Here is a 20357-nt window from a genome sequence, read left to right as displayed (position 1 = left end):
GCCTATGTGAAATCTTTTTTAAAAAAAGGAGTCGAACGATGGATCAGATCGTTCGACTCGGAAACATGTTTAATCTAAATTTTATGTATCAAAGAAAAAACGTTACAAATGTATGAAAAAGAATGAAGAATTCAGTCGAAAATCGACACCTTTTCTCAAAAGCGCTTGTTTAGCCTTATGTCTGGTCGGTTATGGAGGATCTGCCGTTTATGCAGAATCTTCGTATGCTACCCAAACGATGCTGACGGTTCAGATGAACGGACGAAGCATTAAGGATGTATTTTCTTACATCGAGAAAAATAGTGAATTTATTTTTGTTTATCATGGATCGAACATCAATTTGAACCGAGAGGTGAATGTCGATGTGACGAATCGTAGTGTTGAAAACATTTTGCAACAGATGTTTGACGGGACGGATATCGAGTATATCATTAACGATCGCCAGATTATCATTCGCAAAAAGCAAGTGGCAGAAAAGTCGGTTCTCGTAGTACAGCAGGAAAAGAAGATATCTATCACAGGGAATGTGAAGGATGTGAGCGGGGAACCGTTGACAGGAGTAAATATCGTGATTAAAGGAACGACGATAGGATGTATTACGGATATCGATGGTAATTTTTCTTTGACGGATGTACCAGCGGGTGCTGTTATTTCGATTTCTTATATCGGTTATCAAACTCTGGATATACCGGCGAAAGCAACTATGCAGATAGTCTTGAAAGAGGATAGCGAAGCATTGGATGAAGTGGTTGTTATCGGGTATGGTGTACAAAAGAAAGTCGACCTTTCAGGTGCAGTGGCTACTGTTTCTACCAAAGTTTTGGAGAATCGTCCGGTTTTGACAGTCGGTCAGGCCTTGCAAGGATCGGTTGCCAATATGAACGTGTCGATCGGTAGTGGTCAGGCAACGGATTCTCCGTCCTTTAATATACGTGGTACGACTTCTATCAATGGAGGTGACCCACTGATTGTTATTGACGGAGTGGTTTCTTCATCGGAAGAATTGAACCGTATGAATCCATCCGACATCGGTAGTATTTCAGTCTTGAAAGATGCTGCTTCGGCTGCTATTTATGGTTCGCGTGCTGCGTTTGGTGTTATTTTGGTGACGACAAAGACTGCCGGACAGGAAAAATTGACCGTTAATTACAGTAATAACTTTGCTATGCGTAAATTGAGTAGTATGGCTGATGTAATTACGGACCCATATACAGTGGCGACTGCACGTAATGATTTCTATTATCCTTGGGGGGTTAACCATAATCAGGAAGAGCTGGAATATGCAAAGCGAGTTTCGGCTGACCCGAGTTTGTCCCCGTATTATCTAAAACCTGATGGAACATACGCCTATTTTGGTCAGACCGATTGGTTTGGAGAAGCTTATAAAAATTTGGCATTCTCTACAAACCACACAGTAGATGTTTCAGGAAAGACTGACCGTCTGAATTATTATTTTTCTGCCGGCTATAATTTTCAGGACGGAATGGTGTCGCAAGGTACAGATAAATTCAATCGATATAATCTTCGCTCTAAATTAGATTTTAAACTGACTAAGTGGTGGACGTTGGGAAACAATACAAGCTTAGTGATTTCTGATTATGACGCTCCCTATTTCTTGGGAAATGATTATTACTGGGCAGTGAACCGTCGAAATGCATTAGTGCCGATATATAATCCGGATGGTTCTTATACGGAAGATGGAGCTGCTATTATGGGGCGTTTTGCAGAAGGCGGACGTAAGAAGGAGAACAAAACTACTTTGACAACGCAGTTTACGACTAAACTGGATATTATTAAAGATGTTCTTTTTGTGAATGGATCATTTGCTTATATTGCAAACCGAAATAACAAAGACGGTGCACAGTTATCCGTTCCTTACCGTAAAGGCCCAGAAACACCGGTCTTGTATCAAAACTCTGTCTCTTCTGCATTTTTTGATAATACAGAAGCCTCAACGGCAACTTTCGATGCATATGCTACTTTTCATAAGTTGTTTAATGATAAGCACGATTTCACTGCAATGGTAGGTTATAATCAGGAAAGTTGGCGTGAATCTTACGAGTATGCTCAGCGTAAAGAATTGATCACAGACGGATTGCCTACACCGAATCTGGCTACGGGTGATATGACAGTCACGCAGCGTATCAGGGAACTGGCTTTTCGAAGCGTTTTCGGTCGTTTGAATTATACCTATGATAATCGTTATATACTTGCTGTAAATGCGCGTTATGACGGAACCTCACGTTTCCCGACCGACTCCCGTTTTGTTTTCAATCCATCCGGATCTGCAGCATGGGTAATTTCACAGGAACACTTTTTCGAGCCTTTGAGGGATGTGGTCAATTTCCTGAAGTTGCGTTTCTCTTACGGTAGTTTGGGTAATCAATATCTGAAAGATAATTATTATCCTTATTTGGCAACAATGGGATCGGGTAAAACGACGCAAATTTTGGATGGTAAACAACCTGTTTATGTTTCTGCTCCGGGATTGGTTGCTGGCGATTTGACATGGGAGACAGTGACGACTACCGACTGGGGTATGGACATCAACTTCTTCAATAACCGTCTTACGGCAACAGTGGATGGCTATATACGGCGTACAAAAGACATGTTGAAGGATGGAGCTAAATTGCCGTCTGTGTTAGGTACTGCTGTTCCGTTGGAGAATGCGGCAGACTTGAAGACCACCGGTTGGGATCTGACAATCAACTGGCGTGATCAGTTTAATTTGTCTGGCAAACCATTCAATTACGGATTAAGCTTTAATATAGGTGATAGCCGTTCTTGGATTACGAAATATGCTAATGAAACAGGTGATTTGGGAGACCATTATGTAGGAAAAGAGTGGGGTGAAATTTGGGGTTTGGTGAATGACGGTTTTTTCACTTCTCAGGAAGATATCAATAACAGTGCAAGCCAAACAGAAGTTGATCCATATCCGGGCACGCCTCCTATGGCTCCGGGTGACGTCAAATATAAAGATTTGAATAATGAATGCGAATCAGCAGTTGGCTTTCTGATTCAAAAATTAAAAATTAACAAATGTAAGTAGAGCAATAGCCAACTTTCCAAAGGTATGTACCAACAGCCCTTTGGTAGCTCTTACTTTAGATGCTCTTTGAATTTCTGTTTTTTCATTCAGCCAGTTGAAAAAGGATTCGATAGGTTGTCTGACTTTAGAAACGGCTTGCGAGAAAAGGTCTCTTGCAGCTTTCTCCCTCTGTTTGAGAACTTCCGGTTCCCCTTTAATCTCTTTATGCGGAGTAAGCACTTTAACCGGATTGTTCTCATTAAAGAAAGAGAAATCGCTGTAAATCTTGTCTGCAAGCACCGTCTTTCCGGATAGGTATGGCACGCATTCGCTTTTGAATACGGTCAGGTCGTTGTCCGAAGCCGGTGTCAGAGTTATCATTTCCGGAAAAGGTAAGGTTCCCTCCCTACGCTGTCCTACCATATGCAGTTTCATGCCATAGTAGTACATGTTCTTAGTGGAGCAATACCCTTTTGATGTTATCTCCGTAGCTACTTTCCCCTCTCGGTTTTTCCCTTTACAGGTCACTATCGGCATAGAATCGACAATGGATATAATGGAGTCGCAATCCTTGGGCTTGAATGATTGTATCATGGTTTCCACCAGCACCTTAAATGTTTCTGAAAGCATATTTAGGCGTACGCAAAACGTTTGATAAGACGGCAATTTTGGAAACCATGATGACAGATACTCCTTAGCGAAGGTATGTATCTCCTTGATGTTGAAGTATCTCTGGCAGTACCCGCAGAACAGATAGATGGTAAGAACCTCCTCATCCGTAAACTCAGGATTGGAATTGTTACTGAATCTCTGGCAGTGGAAACGCAGAGAAGACTTATGGACATCACAGATATACATATACAAACCTATTAGTATTAACTTTTTCTCCTTGGGAATCATAATTAGAAAAATGAGTGGTTTTATTCTTCTAATTTACTGATTTTCAAGGAGATTACAAAATAAAATAATGAGATAATTAACTGAATTACAAACTTTTAAATCAAGAATCTGAAGATGTTTTCAACTGCTGATTCGCATAATGATGGAAAGATCAATAAAGGTGCAAATACATTGAATGATCATGGCGATTATACGATTATTGGTAACGATCGTGCCCGTTATGCTTTCGGGTTTACTGTTAATGGAGATTGGAATGGGTTCGATTTTAGCTTGTTTATTCAGGGCATAATGAAAAAGGATTATTATCCGACGCGTGACCCGTATTTTTGGGGAATGTATTATGATCCATGGACTAATCTTACATATGGAAACTATAATGATCATTGGACTGAAGAAAATCCGAATGGATATTTCCCTCGTGTCAAGTCTTATCAAGCATATGTCAGTGGAAGAGGATTAGCCGTTCCACAGACGCGTTATTTGCAAAATGCTGCATACGCTCGTTTAAAGAATTTGACGTTTGGTTACACACTTCCACAAAAATGGGTGGAAAAAGTAAATATCAGTCGTCTTCGCGTTTTCTTCTCTGGTGATAACTTGTGTGAGATCAGTGGTCTATACAAATATTACAAGATGGATCCGGAATGTTTGGGAGGACAGATATATCCGTTACAACGTTCCTATTCCTTTGGTTTAAATGTTACATTCTAATTTGAGACATAAGTTATGGTAAAAAATAATATAAAAATATGGTTATTCGGATGCATCGGTCTTTTGGGATTGAGCGGATGCAATGACTCTTTTTTGGAAAGATATCCGGAAACATCAATTACGGAAGACGGATTTTTCAATAACACGAGTGATTTAGAAGCCTATACGAACGGTTTGTATGGGAACATAGTTTCAGGTTATACGGATGCTCCTTCCGATAATATGATTTATACGGAAAGTCAGAGTATTTATAGTATGATGCGTGGAGAGGTTAATCCCGATAATCAAAGCGTTTGGGATTGGAAGGATATCCGGAATGTCAATTTTATGTTGGCAAGAGTCGGAAAAGTTGATGGCGATGTCGCTGAAGTTAATCATTATATTGGCTTGGCTCGTATGTTTCGTGCGAAGTTGTATTATGATAAAGTCTTGTCTTATTCGGATGTGCCTTGGTTTAGTCGTGATTTACAGACAACAGACAAAGATTTGTTGTATAAGACGCAGGATCCTCGTACGTTGGTTGTAGACTCCATTATGGCGGACTTGGATTTCGCTGTTAATAATATGACAAATGGGACGAGTCGTACTCGTTGGTTTAAAAATGGAGCTTTGGCTATTCAGGCCCGTATAGCCTTGGCTGAAGGTTGCTGGCGTAAATATCATCCGGAATTGAATTTGAACGATTCGGAACGTTTCTTACGAGTAGTGGTAGAAGCTTGTCAAAAAATCATGAATTCAGGTATGTATGAGTTATCGACAGCTAAATCCGGAGAAATTGATGCCTATGAGGCTCTGTTTTGCAGTCAAGATTTGAGTAATAATAAAGAAATGATTATCTATGAGGACTATGATAAAGCTTTAGGACGTAACCATAATGCCGGAGCATCGTTGTTTGACTTCAATTCCAGTATGTCTCGTGATTTGATGGAAGACTATTTGGTGGTAGAGAATGGCAAAACGAAACGGTTTCAAGATGTACCGGGTTATGCAACTAAAAAGTTTACAGAAGTATTCGAGAATCGAGATCCTCGTATGAGGCAGACTTTTATGGCTCCGGGTTTTGTCCGTGCAGATAAGGTTGATCCCTCTCGTCCGAAATTGACCATGGGAGGATATCCGCAAGTGAAATTTTCTCCTCGAACAGCAGATCAAATAACATGGAATAATTCTTATACGGACCTGCCTCTGATCCGTTATGCCGAAGTTTTGTTGATGTATGCTGAAGCAAAGGCTGAATTAGGCGAGTTGACACAAGAAGATGTGGATCTGACGATCAATAAGTTGCGTGATCGTGTAGGGATGCCTCACGCTTTATTGAGCGATTGGCTGAATAATATCGATCCGGTTCAGGCAAGTCGTTATTCGAACGTTTCTTCTTCGCAAAAAGGAGCTGTCTATGAGGTACGTCGTGAGCGTCGTATCGAGTTGGCGTGCGAAGGTTTCCGCTACGGAGATTTGAGGCGTTGGGGATGTGGAAAACTGCTTGCTAATGTTCCGGAAGGTGTTTATTTGGAAACAGGTTATTTGGATGTAACTGGAGATGGGCAACCCGACTATGCAATAGTGGCTACACAGGCGGATGCAGATGCTATTCCTCAGGCAGATAAAGATAAATATAATTTGCAGGTCGAAGTGTTGGAGGGCAATACTTATTCGTTGACCAACGGGGATAAAGGATATGTTCGCATGATTTCACAAATCGGTCGATGGACTTTTGTCGATCCGAAGTATTATTATACTCCGCTTGCTACACAGGATTTGATTTACAATCCGAACTTAGTCCAAAACAAGTATTGGGCCGAATGATTGATTTTCCTGTTACATAGAAAAATATAGAAAAGAAGTGCATCAAAAGATTGGGATAATCTTTGGGTGCACTTTTTCTGTATTTTTATATTATCAACTGTTCATTTCAATGCATCGTTTGTGGCTATCTTATGGCACCATAGAATGGGGACTCCTGTTTTAGCATCCGTGGCAGTGTCCGGCAATAGGTTGTTTGCTGTCGACTATGGAGGCTTTGTTTATGCGTTTGATTTGAAGGGAAAATGATATATAATTTCTACCCTCTTCTTTAAGGTAGATCATTATTAGAAGTAAAAGTAGTGATAATTTGATTTTGTTAGAAATTTTTCTGGATATATTGCTGAATTGAGGTTTTATTTGTGTTAATAAATATATATCTTTAAAAAAGTGTCGCGAAGTGATGTATTTGAACGATTGTATTTGAAATATACTGATTTTTGAAATTTTAATCGGAGGTATAAAACGTAGTTCTGATAGAACTACGTTTTATTTTAGCACAAATATATATATAATTTATTTATAAAACTGAAATTTTACATGAAATAATATATAATATGTCGTGTAATATAATTTTTGAATTTGAAAATAAGTATATAAGTATTTGTGTATTAGTTGTATATGATTTTTTTTGGACCGTTTGTTATTTTTCTCTTTAGAGATGAACCCATGAAAGTGATAAATTTATTCCTTTTTCGATTGTCTTCTCTGTTAATTGATTGATTTATAACGATTAATATTCTTTTTGTCAATAGAAGCATCAGATTTTATTCTATGAGTTCTATCAGAACTAAATAATCTAATGGACTTATACTATAAATCTAAATGTGTAATTATGATGAAAAGAAGAATGTTGTTATTGCTTGCCTGTTGTATAATAGGTATAGGTATGGTAATGGCTCAAACGTCTAAAGTTACCGGGAAAATTCTTTCGGAAGAGGATGGAGAAGTTATTATCGGTGCGACAGTAGTGGTAAAAGGGACAAGCATCGGGACGGTAACCGATGAGAATGGCATTTTTACATTGACGAATGTGCCGGTATCAGCAAAAGAACTGGAAATTTCGTTTGTCGGAATGGAAACCGAGGTGATTAAAATCAAACCGAATCAAACAATTATCATGAGGACTTCTTCTGAAATGCTGGATGAAGTTTTGATTACGGGTACTTATGGATCTGCAAAAAAATTAGGATCGATGGTCGGCTCGGTGGCAGCTGTTAAGTCGGAAAAAATTTCGAATCGTCCGAGTGCTAACTTTGCTGATGCTTTACAGGGACAGGTTGCCGGGCTGCAGGTTTTTACCTCTTCGGGTGAACCGAGTGAAAATGTATCTATGCGTATGCGTGGTGTCAGTTCTATTAACTCTTCTACGGAGCCATTGTTTATTTTGGATGGATCTCCGATATCAAGTGGCGTATTCACCGCATTGAACCCGAGTGATATCGAAAATGTGACGATTCTGAAAGATGCTTCTTCTACTTCTATTTATGGTTCACGTGCAGCAAACGGTGTGGTTGTGATTACGAGTAAACGAGGTAGAGGTTCTAAACCAACCGTGACGGTAAAAGGTCAATATGGTTTTTCACAACCGGCATTGCCGACATCCAAGGTGATGAATACGACGCAATATTATGATTTGTGGAAGACAATCAATCCGAATGCCGATTTTTCAAAAATCGAAAATGCGATGCGTTTGGGCATTTCGACAGACTGGGAAGATTATTTCTTGAAAGATAATGCACCGACTTGGCAGTTGGATGCAAGTATTTCCGGTGTAGCCAACAAAACAAATTATTTTATTTCTGCCAGCCATTACGATGCAGAAGGTGTGGAACCGGCTTCGGGTATGCGTCGTGAAACATTGCGTAGTAATTTGGATACGAAGGTTTTCAGCTGGTTACACGTAGGTGTGAATTTAGGTCTGTCTTACGAAGACTGGGAAACGAATGGATTTGCCTCGAGTGGTAATAACTGGTATAATGTATCGACATTGAGCCGTTGGGCTTTCCCGTTCGAGACTCCATATAGGGTGATTGAAAATGCGGATGGTAGTATTTCGTATGGAAAACGTAAAGATTTGCTTGATGTATTAGGATTGTGGAATCCGTATTATTTATTGGAAAATCAACCGAAAGAAAAAAATAAAATCCGTCTTTTCGGGAATATGTTTGAAGAAATAACGCCGATAAAGGGTTTGACATTGCGTGCTTCTCAAGCTATGGATGCTTTTGATTACAGGTATCGTTACAGGAATATGCCGGCTCAGTATAATAACTATTCAGGTTCGGCTCAAGAATCATTCCAGCGTTATACTTCTTTTACTTTGACAAATACGGTCGAGTATAAGTTCGATATTAATAAAATGCATAATATCACGGCTCTTGTCGGTCAAGAAGCTATTATTTATGATGGTAGTTCTTTCGGAGCAAGTGTTGACGGGATTACGGATGATCGTCTGACATTGATAAGCCATGGTACGACATATAAGAAGCCAAGTGCAGATTTGAAAAAGAAAGTGATGAATTCTTTCTTTGCACGTGCCGAATATAATTATGACGAGAAATACTATTTGGATGCATCTTACCGTACGGATGGCTCTTCTTTGTTCGGTGTCAACAATCGTTGGGCATCTTTCTTTTCTATTGGAGCGATGTGGAATATGAAGAAAGAGGAATTTCTTTCCGATGTCGACTGGTTGTCGGAATTGCGTGTGAAAGCAAGTTACGGAACGACCGGAAATTCTGCTTTTGATGGGGATCCTTATTATCCGGCATTAGGATTGATCGGTACGGGCAATTATAACGGAGAGCAGTATTTTGCTATTTCTTCCGTACAGAATGACGATTTGACTTGGGAAAAACAAAAGACGTTGAACATCGGATTTAACTCTCGTCTCTTCAATCGTTTGAGTGTCGATTTTGATTTTTACAACAAAGTGACGGAAGATATGTTGATGACGATCCCGTTCTCTTATACGACCGGCCATAGTTCCGGCTGGGGAAATATCGGCAGCATGCTCAATAGAGGTATCGAATTGTCTGCTTCTTATGACATCATTTCCAACAAGGATATGTTCTGGAGTGTATCGGCTAATATTAACTACAATAAAAACAAAATAACGGAATTGTTTGGTGGACGTAATGAATATGTCTTGGCAAATACTGGTATAAAATATGAGGTAGGGAAACCTTACGGGGAGTTTTATTATGTGAGATGGGTAGGAGTTGATCCGCAGGATGGACAGCAGATTTGGTTGGACAAAGATGGAAAAGAGACGAAGGTATATGATGAAAATAATGCTGCATTTACCGGTAAACAGCAGTTTGCTCCCTGGGCAGGTGGTTTCAGTACACGTTTTGATTGGAAAGGCTTCAGTGTGAATGCTGATTTCTCTTTTATGTTGGGCAAGTATATAATTGATAATGACCGCTATTTTGTTGAAAATCCGAATTTTGTAGGACAGTTGAACCAAACGGTCGAAATGGAAAACATGTGGACCACTCCGGGACAGGTTACGAATATCGCGGCTGTTAATTCTCCACGATATTTCGATACGCATTTATTGGAAAACGCCTCTTTCCTGCGTTTGAAAAACTTGACTGTTAGTTATAATCTACCTCAAAGTTTTTTGAGAAAGACCGGTTTTATTCGTGGATTGAGAGTCTTTGCTGTGGGGCGTAACTTGTTGACGGCTACGAAGTACCAAGGTGCTGACCCGGAAGTCGATTCGAATTTGCAGTTAGGTAAATATCCGAATACCCGTCAATTCTCGTTCGGTGCTGAGTTTACATTCTAATTAATTAAAAAGGAAAAGAAATATGAAAAAGAAAACTATATTGTCTTTGTTTGCCTGTTGCTGTACGGCTTTTACTGCCTGTGACATGGATTTGACGTCGGAAACTTCTATTGCGACGAATGAATCGGTCCAATCCGTCTTGGACTGTCAGAAATACAGTAATTTGTTTCATTCGGAATGGCGTTCATATTTGCAAAACGCTTATGCAATGGATGCCTTGGTTCAGTCCGGTTTGATAATCGCTACAGCCGATTACGGGAATACATACGGTGCTTTTTACCGTTGGGAATTTACGATTACGGATGGCGCTTTTTCGGGATGCTGGAGCAATAACTATAATTATATCGCTAATGCCAATGTCTTGTTGAAGGGAGCACAGGCTTTGCTGGACGCCAATACGCTGTCGGATGCGGATCGGGCATCGGTTCGTCTTTATATGGGGCATGCCTATTTTTCGCGTGCATTTGCCTATTTTGAGTTGGCGCGTCATTTTTGTAAAAATTATGATGTGTCTACGGCGACCAGTGACTATGGCGTACCTTTGGTCTACGAATACAATCCTTCGTCTAACGATGCCAGCTATCCGGAACGAAGTTCTTTGGCTGAAACATTTGCACAAATAGAAGATGATTTGGCTAAGGCGGAGGATTTGGTGACAACGGCTGGAATGCAGAATTCGGCTTATATCACGAAAGATGTCGTTAAAGCTCTGAAAGCCCGTGTGGCTCTTGAGAAGGAAGATTATTCGAGCGCGATTTCTGCTGCGATATCATTGATCAATAGCGGGACATATCCTTTGATGACAGATGCTGAAGCCTATGCGGAAATGTGGGTACATGACAACGGAACAGAGGCTATCTGGCAGTTCGTCATGATTAAAGGACAGGAAGATTGTCCAAATTCGTTGGGTAGTGCTTTTAGCGGAATTATTGATGTTTTACCTCGTCCTTCTTATATACCGACCAAGACTGTTTTGGGGTTGTATGATCAGGATAAAGACATTCGTTATGGCGCTTATTTCGTTCACGATTCGATCGATGCCCAGTCTGTAAGTGACTTTGTGCTTACATACTGTAACAAGTGGCCGGGTAATCCAGCTTTTATTGATGGGAAGACTGAAAATAGAAACCAGACGAAGGCATTTCGTATTTCTGAAATGTATTTGATAGCGGCGGAAGCTTATGCAATGTCAGGCGATGAAACCAATGCTTCCAAAATATTGAACGAATTGAAAGCAGCCCGTATCAAAGGATGGAACGAAAAGGCGTATAGTGGCAATGCTTTGATGAAAGAGATTCAGGATGAATATGTCCGCGAATTGTTTGGTGAAGATCCCCATATCTTTAACATGAAGCGTTGGAAGAAAGGGCTAAACCGTTCTACAAGTGAAGCACAGGTTCAGTCTTATCTGCCGGCTTTGGGTACGGATATGGTTAAATCAGCCGATGATTATATGTGGGTATGGCCGATTCCGAAAGAAGAAATCGACTCCAACCCGCAGATCAAAGGACAACAGAATGAAGGGTATTAATTTTTTCACAGACACACATAAATAACCATGAGGGAATGGCCGGATGTGAATTTCGCCATTCCCTACTTTCCAAACCTAAACCTGTTCTTGTTTATCGTTTGAAAGAACGATAAGTCCTCTCATATAGACGGACAGTCTTGTTGCGTTAACTGAAATAAATTATTTAATGTACTATGTATGAAACGGACTCAAATATTAGGGATTATTGTTTTCTTGGTTCTCGCTTTTTTCCCCGCCTGCCAAGACGATTTGCCGATCGTTGGACCGGATGAAGAGGCTTCGGCTTCTCTTTTCATGACTAAATCGGTGTTCGAACTTGACGAAAATCTGTTGTTGATCCAAGCAGCCATGCAGCGCGTCGACAGCATCACTCCTTTTTTTGACAGATTCACCCGGTTGTATGGAACTCCCTTGTGGCAATATGCATTGCCTATGGGAGAAGAGAAAAGGGACATCTCTTATCTTGTTCCGGTTTATAAGGAAGAAATCCCGAAAATCATTCATACGATTTGGTTTTTCGACATACAGGGGGATACACTTCGTTACCGGACGATTACACGTGAGAACGACCATATTCGTGCTTACCAACAGGATTTTGTCTTCGACGAGTTGAGCTATAATATCTTTGGAGACGAATCGGGCGGAGAACTAAAGTTCGAAGATCCGCCTCAAACCCGTGCTTTGGGGAAAGAATATTATGATTGCCATTATGGGATCATAGAATGGGATGGCATTGAAGTCTCCCGTGGCTTATATTGTAAGGAACGAACGGTTTGGATCTCGGAAACCATAGACTATACGGATTCTAATCCGATTATCGGAGGAGAAACGGGGATCGGAGGTGGCGGAGGCACAAGCAATAATCCGCCTCCCGGTTCCATTACCCGGGCGAACTTGATCCAAAAGATTCCGGATATAAAGAAAAGAATGAAGGAGTTGGCTTGCGGGATAGATGATGTGGATATTGTGCTTACGGAGAGTGTGTGCACAAGTAATGCCAAGGTTGAAGTTGATGAAGAAACCGGAAGAAAGAAAATCATCCTTTGTTATAAATTTTTTAATTATGAAAATCAGGATCAAATGTCTATTCTTTATCATGAAGCCTATCATTGTAATTATGATGAGGCATGGTCAAGTAAGACTGGAATATCTCTTGTTCCGCCGTATTATCTCCAAATACCTCCGGAACATGTGGATTATTTGTTAAAGTATGAATTTGCCGGTGTCACGAATCCAATGAGTTTTATCAATGGTGAAGAGTCTAAGATTGAAAATCTGCTTTGTCCTGAATATTATAAAAACGAGATAAATGCATATAGTGCAGAAATACGTTTGAATCCTTCGGTTTCCGAAAAATATGTTCTTGAGAGACTGTATATGCTATGGAAACAAGAAACGCTATATAATTATTCCTTAAAACATTATAAACATTAAAATCAATAAGTTATGAAAATTCAAGTGTTATTTCAAGCGCTATTATCCGTTTGTTTATTAATTGCAACAACTTGTTACGGTCAAACAGGATATAAATTGGCAGATTTGGAAGTGGAAAAGACCGGTTATGATTTGCAAGGAACTTTACGTGTCAGCCAATCTTATGATAAGCAGACGAAGATGTTGACATTAAAGATGAAAAATGAATACAAACATGATATTATCATATTTCAAAATAGTATTACGTTCCATTTGTTTGTATGTGAATATGTTGCTCAGAGAAAGTTTCCTACAAATAGAAACGCGATAAGTAAAACCGGAAGAAATGATGTAACAGTGAGTAATATGAAAATCATCAAACCTGATTCAACTCATGTAATACCTTATAATTGTGAATATATGATTGCCGAAGGATTCGATCAGGTTTCTTTCGAAGGAACTGTTCCGTATTATCTTGTGGATGAAAAAGAAGAGGTTATTGCACTTGGGAGTGTTTTGCTTGAGGAACAACGTTTCGATTTGTATTGAATCTCTCTTTTTTGTTGGTCTGAAAGAATATTTCCATAAAAGATTTTGCAAAATAACCATCATACTATCATTATTATTCTATAGATTTTGTTATTCAATGCTTTAAAGCATGATAGTTCCTGTTTTTAACTGTCATACTACTATCATGCAACTATCATGTTTTTAGTTTCATCCGGTTCTAAAGAAGTTTTTCAAGTTATTACAGAAAAAAGTCACTTATCGTTATGGAAAAAAGGTCGGTTCTAACATATTCAATATCAGTTTTAAAGCATATCCGATATTTGATAAATAATTGATATGTGATTTTTTTGTTGTTTTATCAATGATAATATATGATAGTTGATGCAGTTATCCTGGTGGTTCTTTCGTATTCTGTGTTAATTGCCTATATTTGTAGATATTTTGGTATGTCTGAAAAATGTGAATATACAAATAGAATCTATTATTCCTAAAATGAACATCATGAAAAAAATCTCATTAGCCTTAGCGCTCTGTTGTGCTTCTTTCTGTAGCATGGCTGATCAATTGCCGCTTGGGGGATTTAGTTACGGACCGGCAGAAGCGCCGACCGGTAAAGAGTGGGAGTCTCCTGAGAATCTGGCTCTGAACAAAGAACAACCGCATGCTTATATTTTCCCTTTCCAGGATGTGGAAAGTGCTCGTAAGGTATTGCCGGAAAACAGTAAATTTTGGCAGTCCCTGAATGGAGACTGGAAGTTCAATTGGGCGCCTGATCCCGATTCACGGCCGAAAGACTTCTATAAGACGGAGTTCGATGTATCCGGCTGGGACAATATCCCGGTTCCTTCCAGTTGGAATATCTACGGAATCCAGAAAGACGGCAGCCAAAAATATGGAGTTCCGATCTATGTGAACCAGCCGGTAATCTTCCAGCATAAGGTGGCGGTCGACGACTGGCGCGGAGGCGTGATGCGCACTCCGCTGGCAAATTGGACGACCTACAAGCATCGGAATGAAGTCGGTTCTTTCCGTCGTGACTTCGAGATACCCCAGGATTGGGACGGACGCGAAGTTTTTATCAGTTTCGATGGAGTCGACTCTTTCTTCTATCTGTGGATTAACGGCCGTTATGTGGGTTTCTCCAAGAATTCACGCAATACGGCTAATTTCAATATCACTCCTTATCTCCGTAAGGGAACGAATGTGGTAGCCGCCGAAGTGTATCGCAGTTCCGACGGTTCTTTCCTGGAAGCACAGGATATGTTCCGCCTGCCGGGAATCTTCCGGACGGTCGCTCTCTATTCGGCTCCTAAAGTACACGTTCGCGACCTGGTTGTGACTCCTGATCTGGATGCGGTATATACGGATGGCTCACTGGCGATCTCGGCCGATGTGCGGAACCTGGATAAGAAAGCGGCTAAAGGGTATAAGTTGGAATATACGCTGTATGCCAACAAGTTGTATTCGGATGAGAACACGAAAGTTGATAATGTGGCAACTTCGGCAACGGTAGATGTCGTAAACCCAGGCCAGACGCAAACGTCGCAGGCTTTATTAAATGTAAAGGCTCCGAACAAATGGTCGGCAGAGTTCCCGTATTGCTATACGTTGGTGGCGGAGTTGAAAAATGCCAAAGGCAAAACGGTGGAAACAGTTTCGACTGTAGTCGGTTTCCGTAAAGTGGAAATCAAAGATACACCGGCAGAAGAAGATGAATTCGGGTTGGCCGGACGTTACTATTATATAAATGGTAAGACTGTCAAGTTGAAAGGTGTCAACCGCCATGAGTCGAATCCGGCAGTCGGGCATGCCATCACGCGCGATATGATGGAAAAAGAGGTGATGCTGATGAAGCGTGCCAATATCAACCATGTGCGTAATTCGCATTATCCGGATGATCCTTACTGGTATTTCTTATGCAATAAATATGGCCTTTACCTGGAAGACGAAGCCAATATCGAGTCGCATGAATATTATTACGGCGCTGCATCCCTTTCGCATCCGGCGGAATGGAAAAAGGCGCATGTCGCACGTGTGATGGAAATGGTTCATGCCAATATCAACAATCCGTCTATCGTGATCTGGTCGTTGGGCAATGAGGCGGGGCCGGGTGAAAACTTCGTGGCTGCTTATGACGCGTTGAAACAGGTGGATAAATCCCGCCCTGTTCAATATGAACGTAATAATGATATCGTGGATATGGGTTCGAACCAATACCCGTCGATCGGTTGGACGCGTGGTGCGGTGAAAGGCGATTATGATATCAAATATCCGTTCCATATTTCCGAATATGCTCATTCGATGGGGAACGCCTGTGGTAATCTGGTGGATTACTGGGAGGCGATGGAATCGACAAACTTCTTCTGCGGCGGTGCTATCTGGGATTGGGTGGACCAGTCGATGTATAACTATGATAAAAAGACCGGTAAACGATATTTGGCATACGGCGGGGATTTCGGTGATACTCCGAATGACGGTCAGTTCGTGATGAATGGCATAGTGTTCGGTGATCTGGAACCGAAACCACAGTATTATGAAGTGAAGAAGGTCTATCAGCATATTGGCGTGAAAGCGGTTGATGTCCGTAAGGGGCTCTTTGAGATATTCAATAAATACTATTTTAAGGATCTTTCGGATTATGATATAAGATGGTCGCTTTATGAAAACGGAAAAGAACTACAATCGGGTTTGGTTAATTCCGGGACGGTTCCTGCCCGTACCAAAGTACAAGTGTCGATACCTGTGCCTTTTGGCAAGCTGAAGAATGATTCCGAATATTTTGTAAAGATGCAGTTCCTTTTGAAGGACAATATGCCGTGGGCTGAAAAAGGATTTGTGATGGCGGAGGAACAAATTTTGTTGCAGGAAGCTACGGAACGTCCTTCCATCAGTGCCGTGACGGCTTCTGCCGGAAAAGCGGAGTTGGATAAATCGGATACTTCGATTAGGACGGTGAGCGGTGACAATTTTGTAGCCAAGTTTGATATGGAGACGGGTACGATCTACAGCCTGGCCTACGGAGGCAAGACGGTTATAACCGAAGGAAACGGCCCGAAGCTCGATGCCTTGCGTGCTTTTACCAATAACGACAACTGGTTCTATTCGCAGTGGTTTGAACACGGTTTGCATAACCTGCAACATCGGGCAACGAACAGCACGGTACAGGAAAGAAACGATGGCACGGTTGTCCTGGCCTTTACTGTCGAGTCGCAAGCACCGAACGGAGCTAAGATCAAAGGCGGGACCAGTACGGGGAAGAACAGCATAGAGGAATTGACGGATAAGAGTTTCGGGGAAAATGATTTCAAGTTTACGACAAATCAAATCTGGACCGTTTATCCTGACGGCTCTGTCGAATTGCAGTCGAGCATCACCTCCAATCATCCGAGCTTGGTATTGCCGCGCTTGGGATATGTGATGAAAATCCCGCAGCAATATGCCGGCTTCACTTATTACGGACGTGGCCCGATCGACAACTATGCCGACCGCAAGAGCGGACAGTTTATCGAGCAACATAAGAATACGGTGGCCGGTGAGTTTGTTAATTTCCCGAAACCGCAAGATATGGGCAACCACGAGGATGTACGTTGGTGTGCCCTGACCGATTCGGACGGCGAGGGGGCTGTGTTTGTGGCTACCGGTCGTTTGTCAGCATCGGCTCTTCAATACTCAGCGCTGGATTTGATTTTGGCTTCCCATCCCTATCAGTTGCCGGCTGCTGGAGATACTTATCTGCACTTGGATGCGGCAGTGACCGGGTTGGGTGGAAACAGTTGCGGGCAAGGCGGACCGCTGGAACAGGATCGTGTTTTTGCCGGACATCATGACATGGGCTTTATAATCCGTCCCGCCGGAGAAGATTTAACGGTTACTGCAAATGTCGCACCCGCCGGAGAAGTGCCGTTGACAATCATGCGTAATCGTGCCGGAGCTGTTGAGCTTTCATCGGCCCGTAAAGACGCTGTGATTTGCTATACGATCGACGGAAAAGGAAAAGCAAAGGAATATACGGAGGCTATCCCGTTCCGTAATGGCGGTGTCGTAAAAGCCTGGTTTAAAGATAATCCGAAAATCAATGCGACGGCTTCATTCAGCAAGATAGAGAGCATACAGACGGAAGTGATTTATACAAGCAGCGAAGAGTCCGGTTACGGAGATGCCAAGAACCTGACGGATGGTGATCCGAATACGATCTGGCATACGATGTTTTCTGTGACCGTTGCCAAATATCCGCATTGGGTGGATCTGGATGCCGGTGAAGTAAAACAGATCAAAGGTTTTTCATTCCTTCCCCGGCAGGACGGATCGAATGGTAACGTCAAGGATTATTCGATCAGTGTCAGCCAGGATGGTAAAAACTGGGGCGAACCGATCCTGAAAGGCACTTTTGAAAATAACCTGAAGGAAAAGAAAGTGTTGTTCGATCAGCCGGTCGAAGCCCGCTATATCCGCTTTACCGCATTGAGCGAGCAACGCGGACAGGATTTTGCATCGGGGGCCGAATTGGTGATTTTGGCTGATTAATTGAACAAGATATTAGATGATGAAACAGGAGAGGAAGTCATTCCTTTCCTGTTTTTTGTACTTTGTGCCTTCGATATGTCTGTTATCTCATCATTTTTGTTTTTCTTTGCGGAAAAAATCAGACACGTGAATCTCATTATAGAACAAGGAAACACATCAACGAAGGTGGCTGTATACAACAAGAAGCATATGGAGGCTTCTTTTGTGTTTAAGGATTTCGGCGTGGAAGTTATCCCTTCTATCTTTAAGGAATATCCGTTGACAAAAGGAATATATTCGACAGTGATAGATAAAGATGACGAATTGGTTGCATATTTGGAAAGCAATCTTCGGGATTTTGTGTTTTTCGATGAAAAGGTGTCTCTTCCGGTTAAGGTGCAATATAAAACACCTGAGACGTTGGGCAGAGACCGGTTGGCGGCCGCTGTCGGGGCTAATTACCTGCAACCCGGAAAGGATTTGCTGGTGATCGACGCAGGAACAGCTATTACATATGAACTGATCGATGCTTCCGGTTCTTATTTAGGGGGGAATATCTCACCCGGAATGACAACCCGGTTCAGGGCATTGAACCAGTTTACGAGGAAATTGCCTTTGGTGGTCGAACAGGAGGATGTCCCTCTGGTCGGAACGGATACGGAAACAGCCATTTTGGCTGGAGTAGTAAATGGTATAGTGTGCGAGATGGATGGGTATATTGATTTGCTTCGGCTAAAATATCCTAACCTTTTAGTTTTTTTAACAGGCGGTCATTCGTTTTATTTTGAAAGACGGCTAAAAAACTCCATCTTTGCAGACATTAATTTAGTGTTGACAGGATTAAACAGAATCTTAGAGTATAATGTTGAAGATTAATAAAGTACTAATAACAAGCGTTCTTATATTCATACTGTTGCCTTTGATGGCGCAAAACAATACTAATTCGCCCTACACCCGTTTCGGGTATGGTGATTTGGGAGAACGTTCGTTCGGCGCAGGTCGAGCCATGGGCGGTATAGGTTACGGATTACGTTCGCCAAAACAAATAAATCCGATGAACCCGGCGTCATACAGCAGCATGGACTCCTTGACTTTTCTCTTTGATTTTGGAGTGGGCGGTCAGTTGTCGTGGTTCGATGACGGGAATGCCCGTCAGAACGATATCAACGGGAATGTGGAATATATAGCAATGCAGTTCCCCATTCATCGTCGCATAGCCTTGAGCATCGGTTTGTTGCCATATTCTTATGTCGGTTATAAATTTGGCGCTTTACGTAACGATCAGGGAGTGACGTTTACGGAAACTTATAACGGTTCGGGTGGCCTGAGTGATTTGTATGGCGGTATTTCTGTGGATATCTGGAAAAAACGTTTGGCTGTAGGAGCCAATTTCGGATTCTTGTTTGGGAATATCAAGCATTCGCAATTGATCAATATGTCCGCGGAAGGTACAGGCGCTTATAACACCTCCCGTAGCCAGGAGTTGCGGGTTAGAGATCTGATAATGGATTTCGGGCTACAATACACTCATCCGTTTAGTAAAACGGAAAGTGTTACATTGGGATTGGTTTTTTCTCCAAAAAGGACCTTGAATGCCGATTCTTATAATTATACGGAAACATTGACATCTAGCGGATATACAGACGAAATCATTTCTTCCGACACAATATCCAATAAAGAATTCGGGCTTCCGAATAAGTATGGAGTGGGTCTTTCTTATGTAAAACAAAATAAATTAACGTTAGCAGCAGATTTTTCCTATGAAGATTGGGGAAAAATGCTTTACTTTGGAGAGAAAGGTAATTTCAAGAATCGTTACCGGATAGCAGTTGGTGGCGAATATATACCGGATTATATGCGTAAATCATATTTCAGCCGGATTCGTTATCGTGCAGGTGTTCATTACGGCAATTCATATTTGCGTATGAACCGGACAGAAGCCAATCCTTCCGGAGACGGTTATAACGAGATCGGAGCAAGCCTCGGTCTGGGGTTGCCTTTGATTGATAACCGTTCATTGATTAACATATCGTTTGAATATGTGAAAAAGAAACCGGAAGTGAAGATGAATATGATTGATGAACAGTATTTCCGTTTTACAGTGAATTATACGTTCAATGAAGCATGGTTTATGAAGTTTAAGGTCGATTAACAAAATA

The 20357-nt window shown here is 41.5% G+C and carries 10 protein-coding genes and 1 pseudogene; 10 read left to right on the top strand and 1 reads right to left on the bottom strand.

Annotated elements, in window-relative coordinates:
* Nucleotides 1-112 precede the first annotated feature (112 nt).
* Nucleotides 113-3052, top strand: a complete 2940-nt coding sequence (locus tag BQ9893_RS12090; protein ID WP_081415450.1) for a SusC/RagA family TonB-linked outer membrane protein — start codon at nucleotides 113-115, stop codon at nucleotides 3050-3052.
* Here BQ9893_RS12090 and BQ9893_RS12085 read toward each other — a convergent pair.
* Nucleotides 3029-3661, bottom strand: a complete 633-nt coding sequence (locus BQ9893_RS12085) for a transposase (RefSeq protein WP_244155011.1) — start codon at nucleotides 3659-3661, stop codon at nucleotides 3029-3031. The two genes, BQ9893_RS12090 and BQ9893_RS12085, sit on opposite strands and share 24 nt — an antisense overlap.
* A 399-nt stretch (nucleotides 3662-4060) precedes the next feature.
* Between BQ9893_RS12085 and BQ9893_RS12080 the strand changes: the two are divergent.
* The 9 genes and pseudogenes from BQ9893_RS12080 to BQ9893_RS12035 form a co-directional block, all read left to right on the top strand.
* A pseudogene (locus BQ9893_RS12080) lies at nucleotides 4061-4642 on the top strand (SusC/RagA family TonB-linked outer membrane protein); the annotation flags it as partial.
* 15 nt (nucleotides 4643-4657) lie between these two features.
* Entirely contained in the window at nucleotides 4658-6448 is a 1791-nt protein-coding gene (locus BQ9893_RS12075; RefSeq protein WP_075966269.1) for a RagB/SusD family nutrient uptake outer membrane protein, read from the top strand.
* Nucleotides 6449-7283: 835 nt separating this feature from the next.
* On the top strand, nucleotides 7284-10241 hold the full coding sequence (locus BQ9893_RS12065; RefSeq protein WP_075967354.1) for a SusC/RagA family TonB-linked outer membrane protein: 2958 nt from the start codon (nucleotides 7284-7286) through the stop codon (nucleotides 10239-10241).
* Between the two features lie 22 nt (nucleotides 10242-10263).
* Nucleotides 10264-11772: a RagB/SusD family nutrient uptake outer membrane protein gene (locus BQ9893_RS12060; RefSeq protein ID WP_075966267.1), complete on the top strand. Its 1509-nt coding sequence runs from the start codon at nucleotides 10264-10266 to the stop codon at nucleotides 11770-11772.
* Between the two features lie 177 nt (nucleotides 11773-11949).
* Nucleotides 11950-13206 (top strand): hypothetical protein, encoded by a 1257-nt coding sequence (locus BQ9893_RS12055; protein ID WP_075966266.1) that lies wholly within the window; start codon nucleotides 11950-11952, stop codon nucleotides 13204-13206.
* 12 nt (nucleotides 13207-13218) lie between these two features.
* Nucleotides 13219-13734, top strand: a complete 516-nt coding sequence (locus tag BQ9893_RS12050) for a hypothetical protein (protein ID WP_139322605.1) — start codon at nucleotides 13219-13221, stop codon at nucleotides 13732-13734.
* Nucleotides 13735-14196: 462 nt separating this feature from the next.
* Nucleotides 14197-18219: a glycoside hydrolase family 2 TIM barrel-domain containing protein gene (locus BQ9893_RS12045; protein WP_075967353.1), complete on the top strand. Its 4023-nt coding sequence runs from the start codon at nucleotides 14197-14199 to the stop codon at nucleotides 18217-18219.
* Nucleotides 18220-18294: 75 nt separating this feature from the next.
* Nucleotides 18295-19074, top strand: a complete 780-nt coding sequence (locus BQ9893_RS12040; protein WP_075967352.1) for a type III pantothenate kinase — start codon at nucleotides 18295-18297, stop codon at nucleotides 19072-19074.
* Nucleotides 19061-20350 carry a BamG family beta-barrel-assembly machinery protein gene (locus BQ9893_RS12035; RefSeq protein ID WP_075966264.1) on the top strand — a complete coding sequence of 430 codons (1290 nt, stop codon included), beginning with the start codon at nucleotides 19061-19063 and terminating at the stop codon, nucleotides 20348-20350. Before BQ9893_RS12040 ends, BQ9893_RS12035 begins: the two co-directional genes overlap by 14 nt.
* Nucleotides 20351-20357 lie beyond the last annotated feature (7 nt).

The organism is Parabacteroides massiliensis (genome assembly GCF_900155425.1).
GTDB classification, from domain to species: domain Bacteria; phylum Bacteroidota; class Bacteroidia; order Bacteroidales; family Tannerellaceae; genus Parabacteroides; species Parabacteroides massiliensis.
The sequence above is the reverse complement of the archived record's forward strand: the minus strand, read 5'-3'. Positions and strand labels throughout refer to the sequence as shown.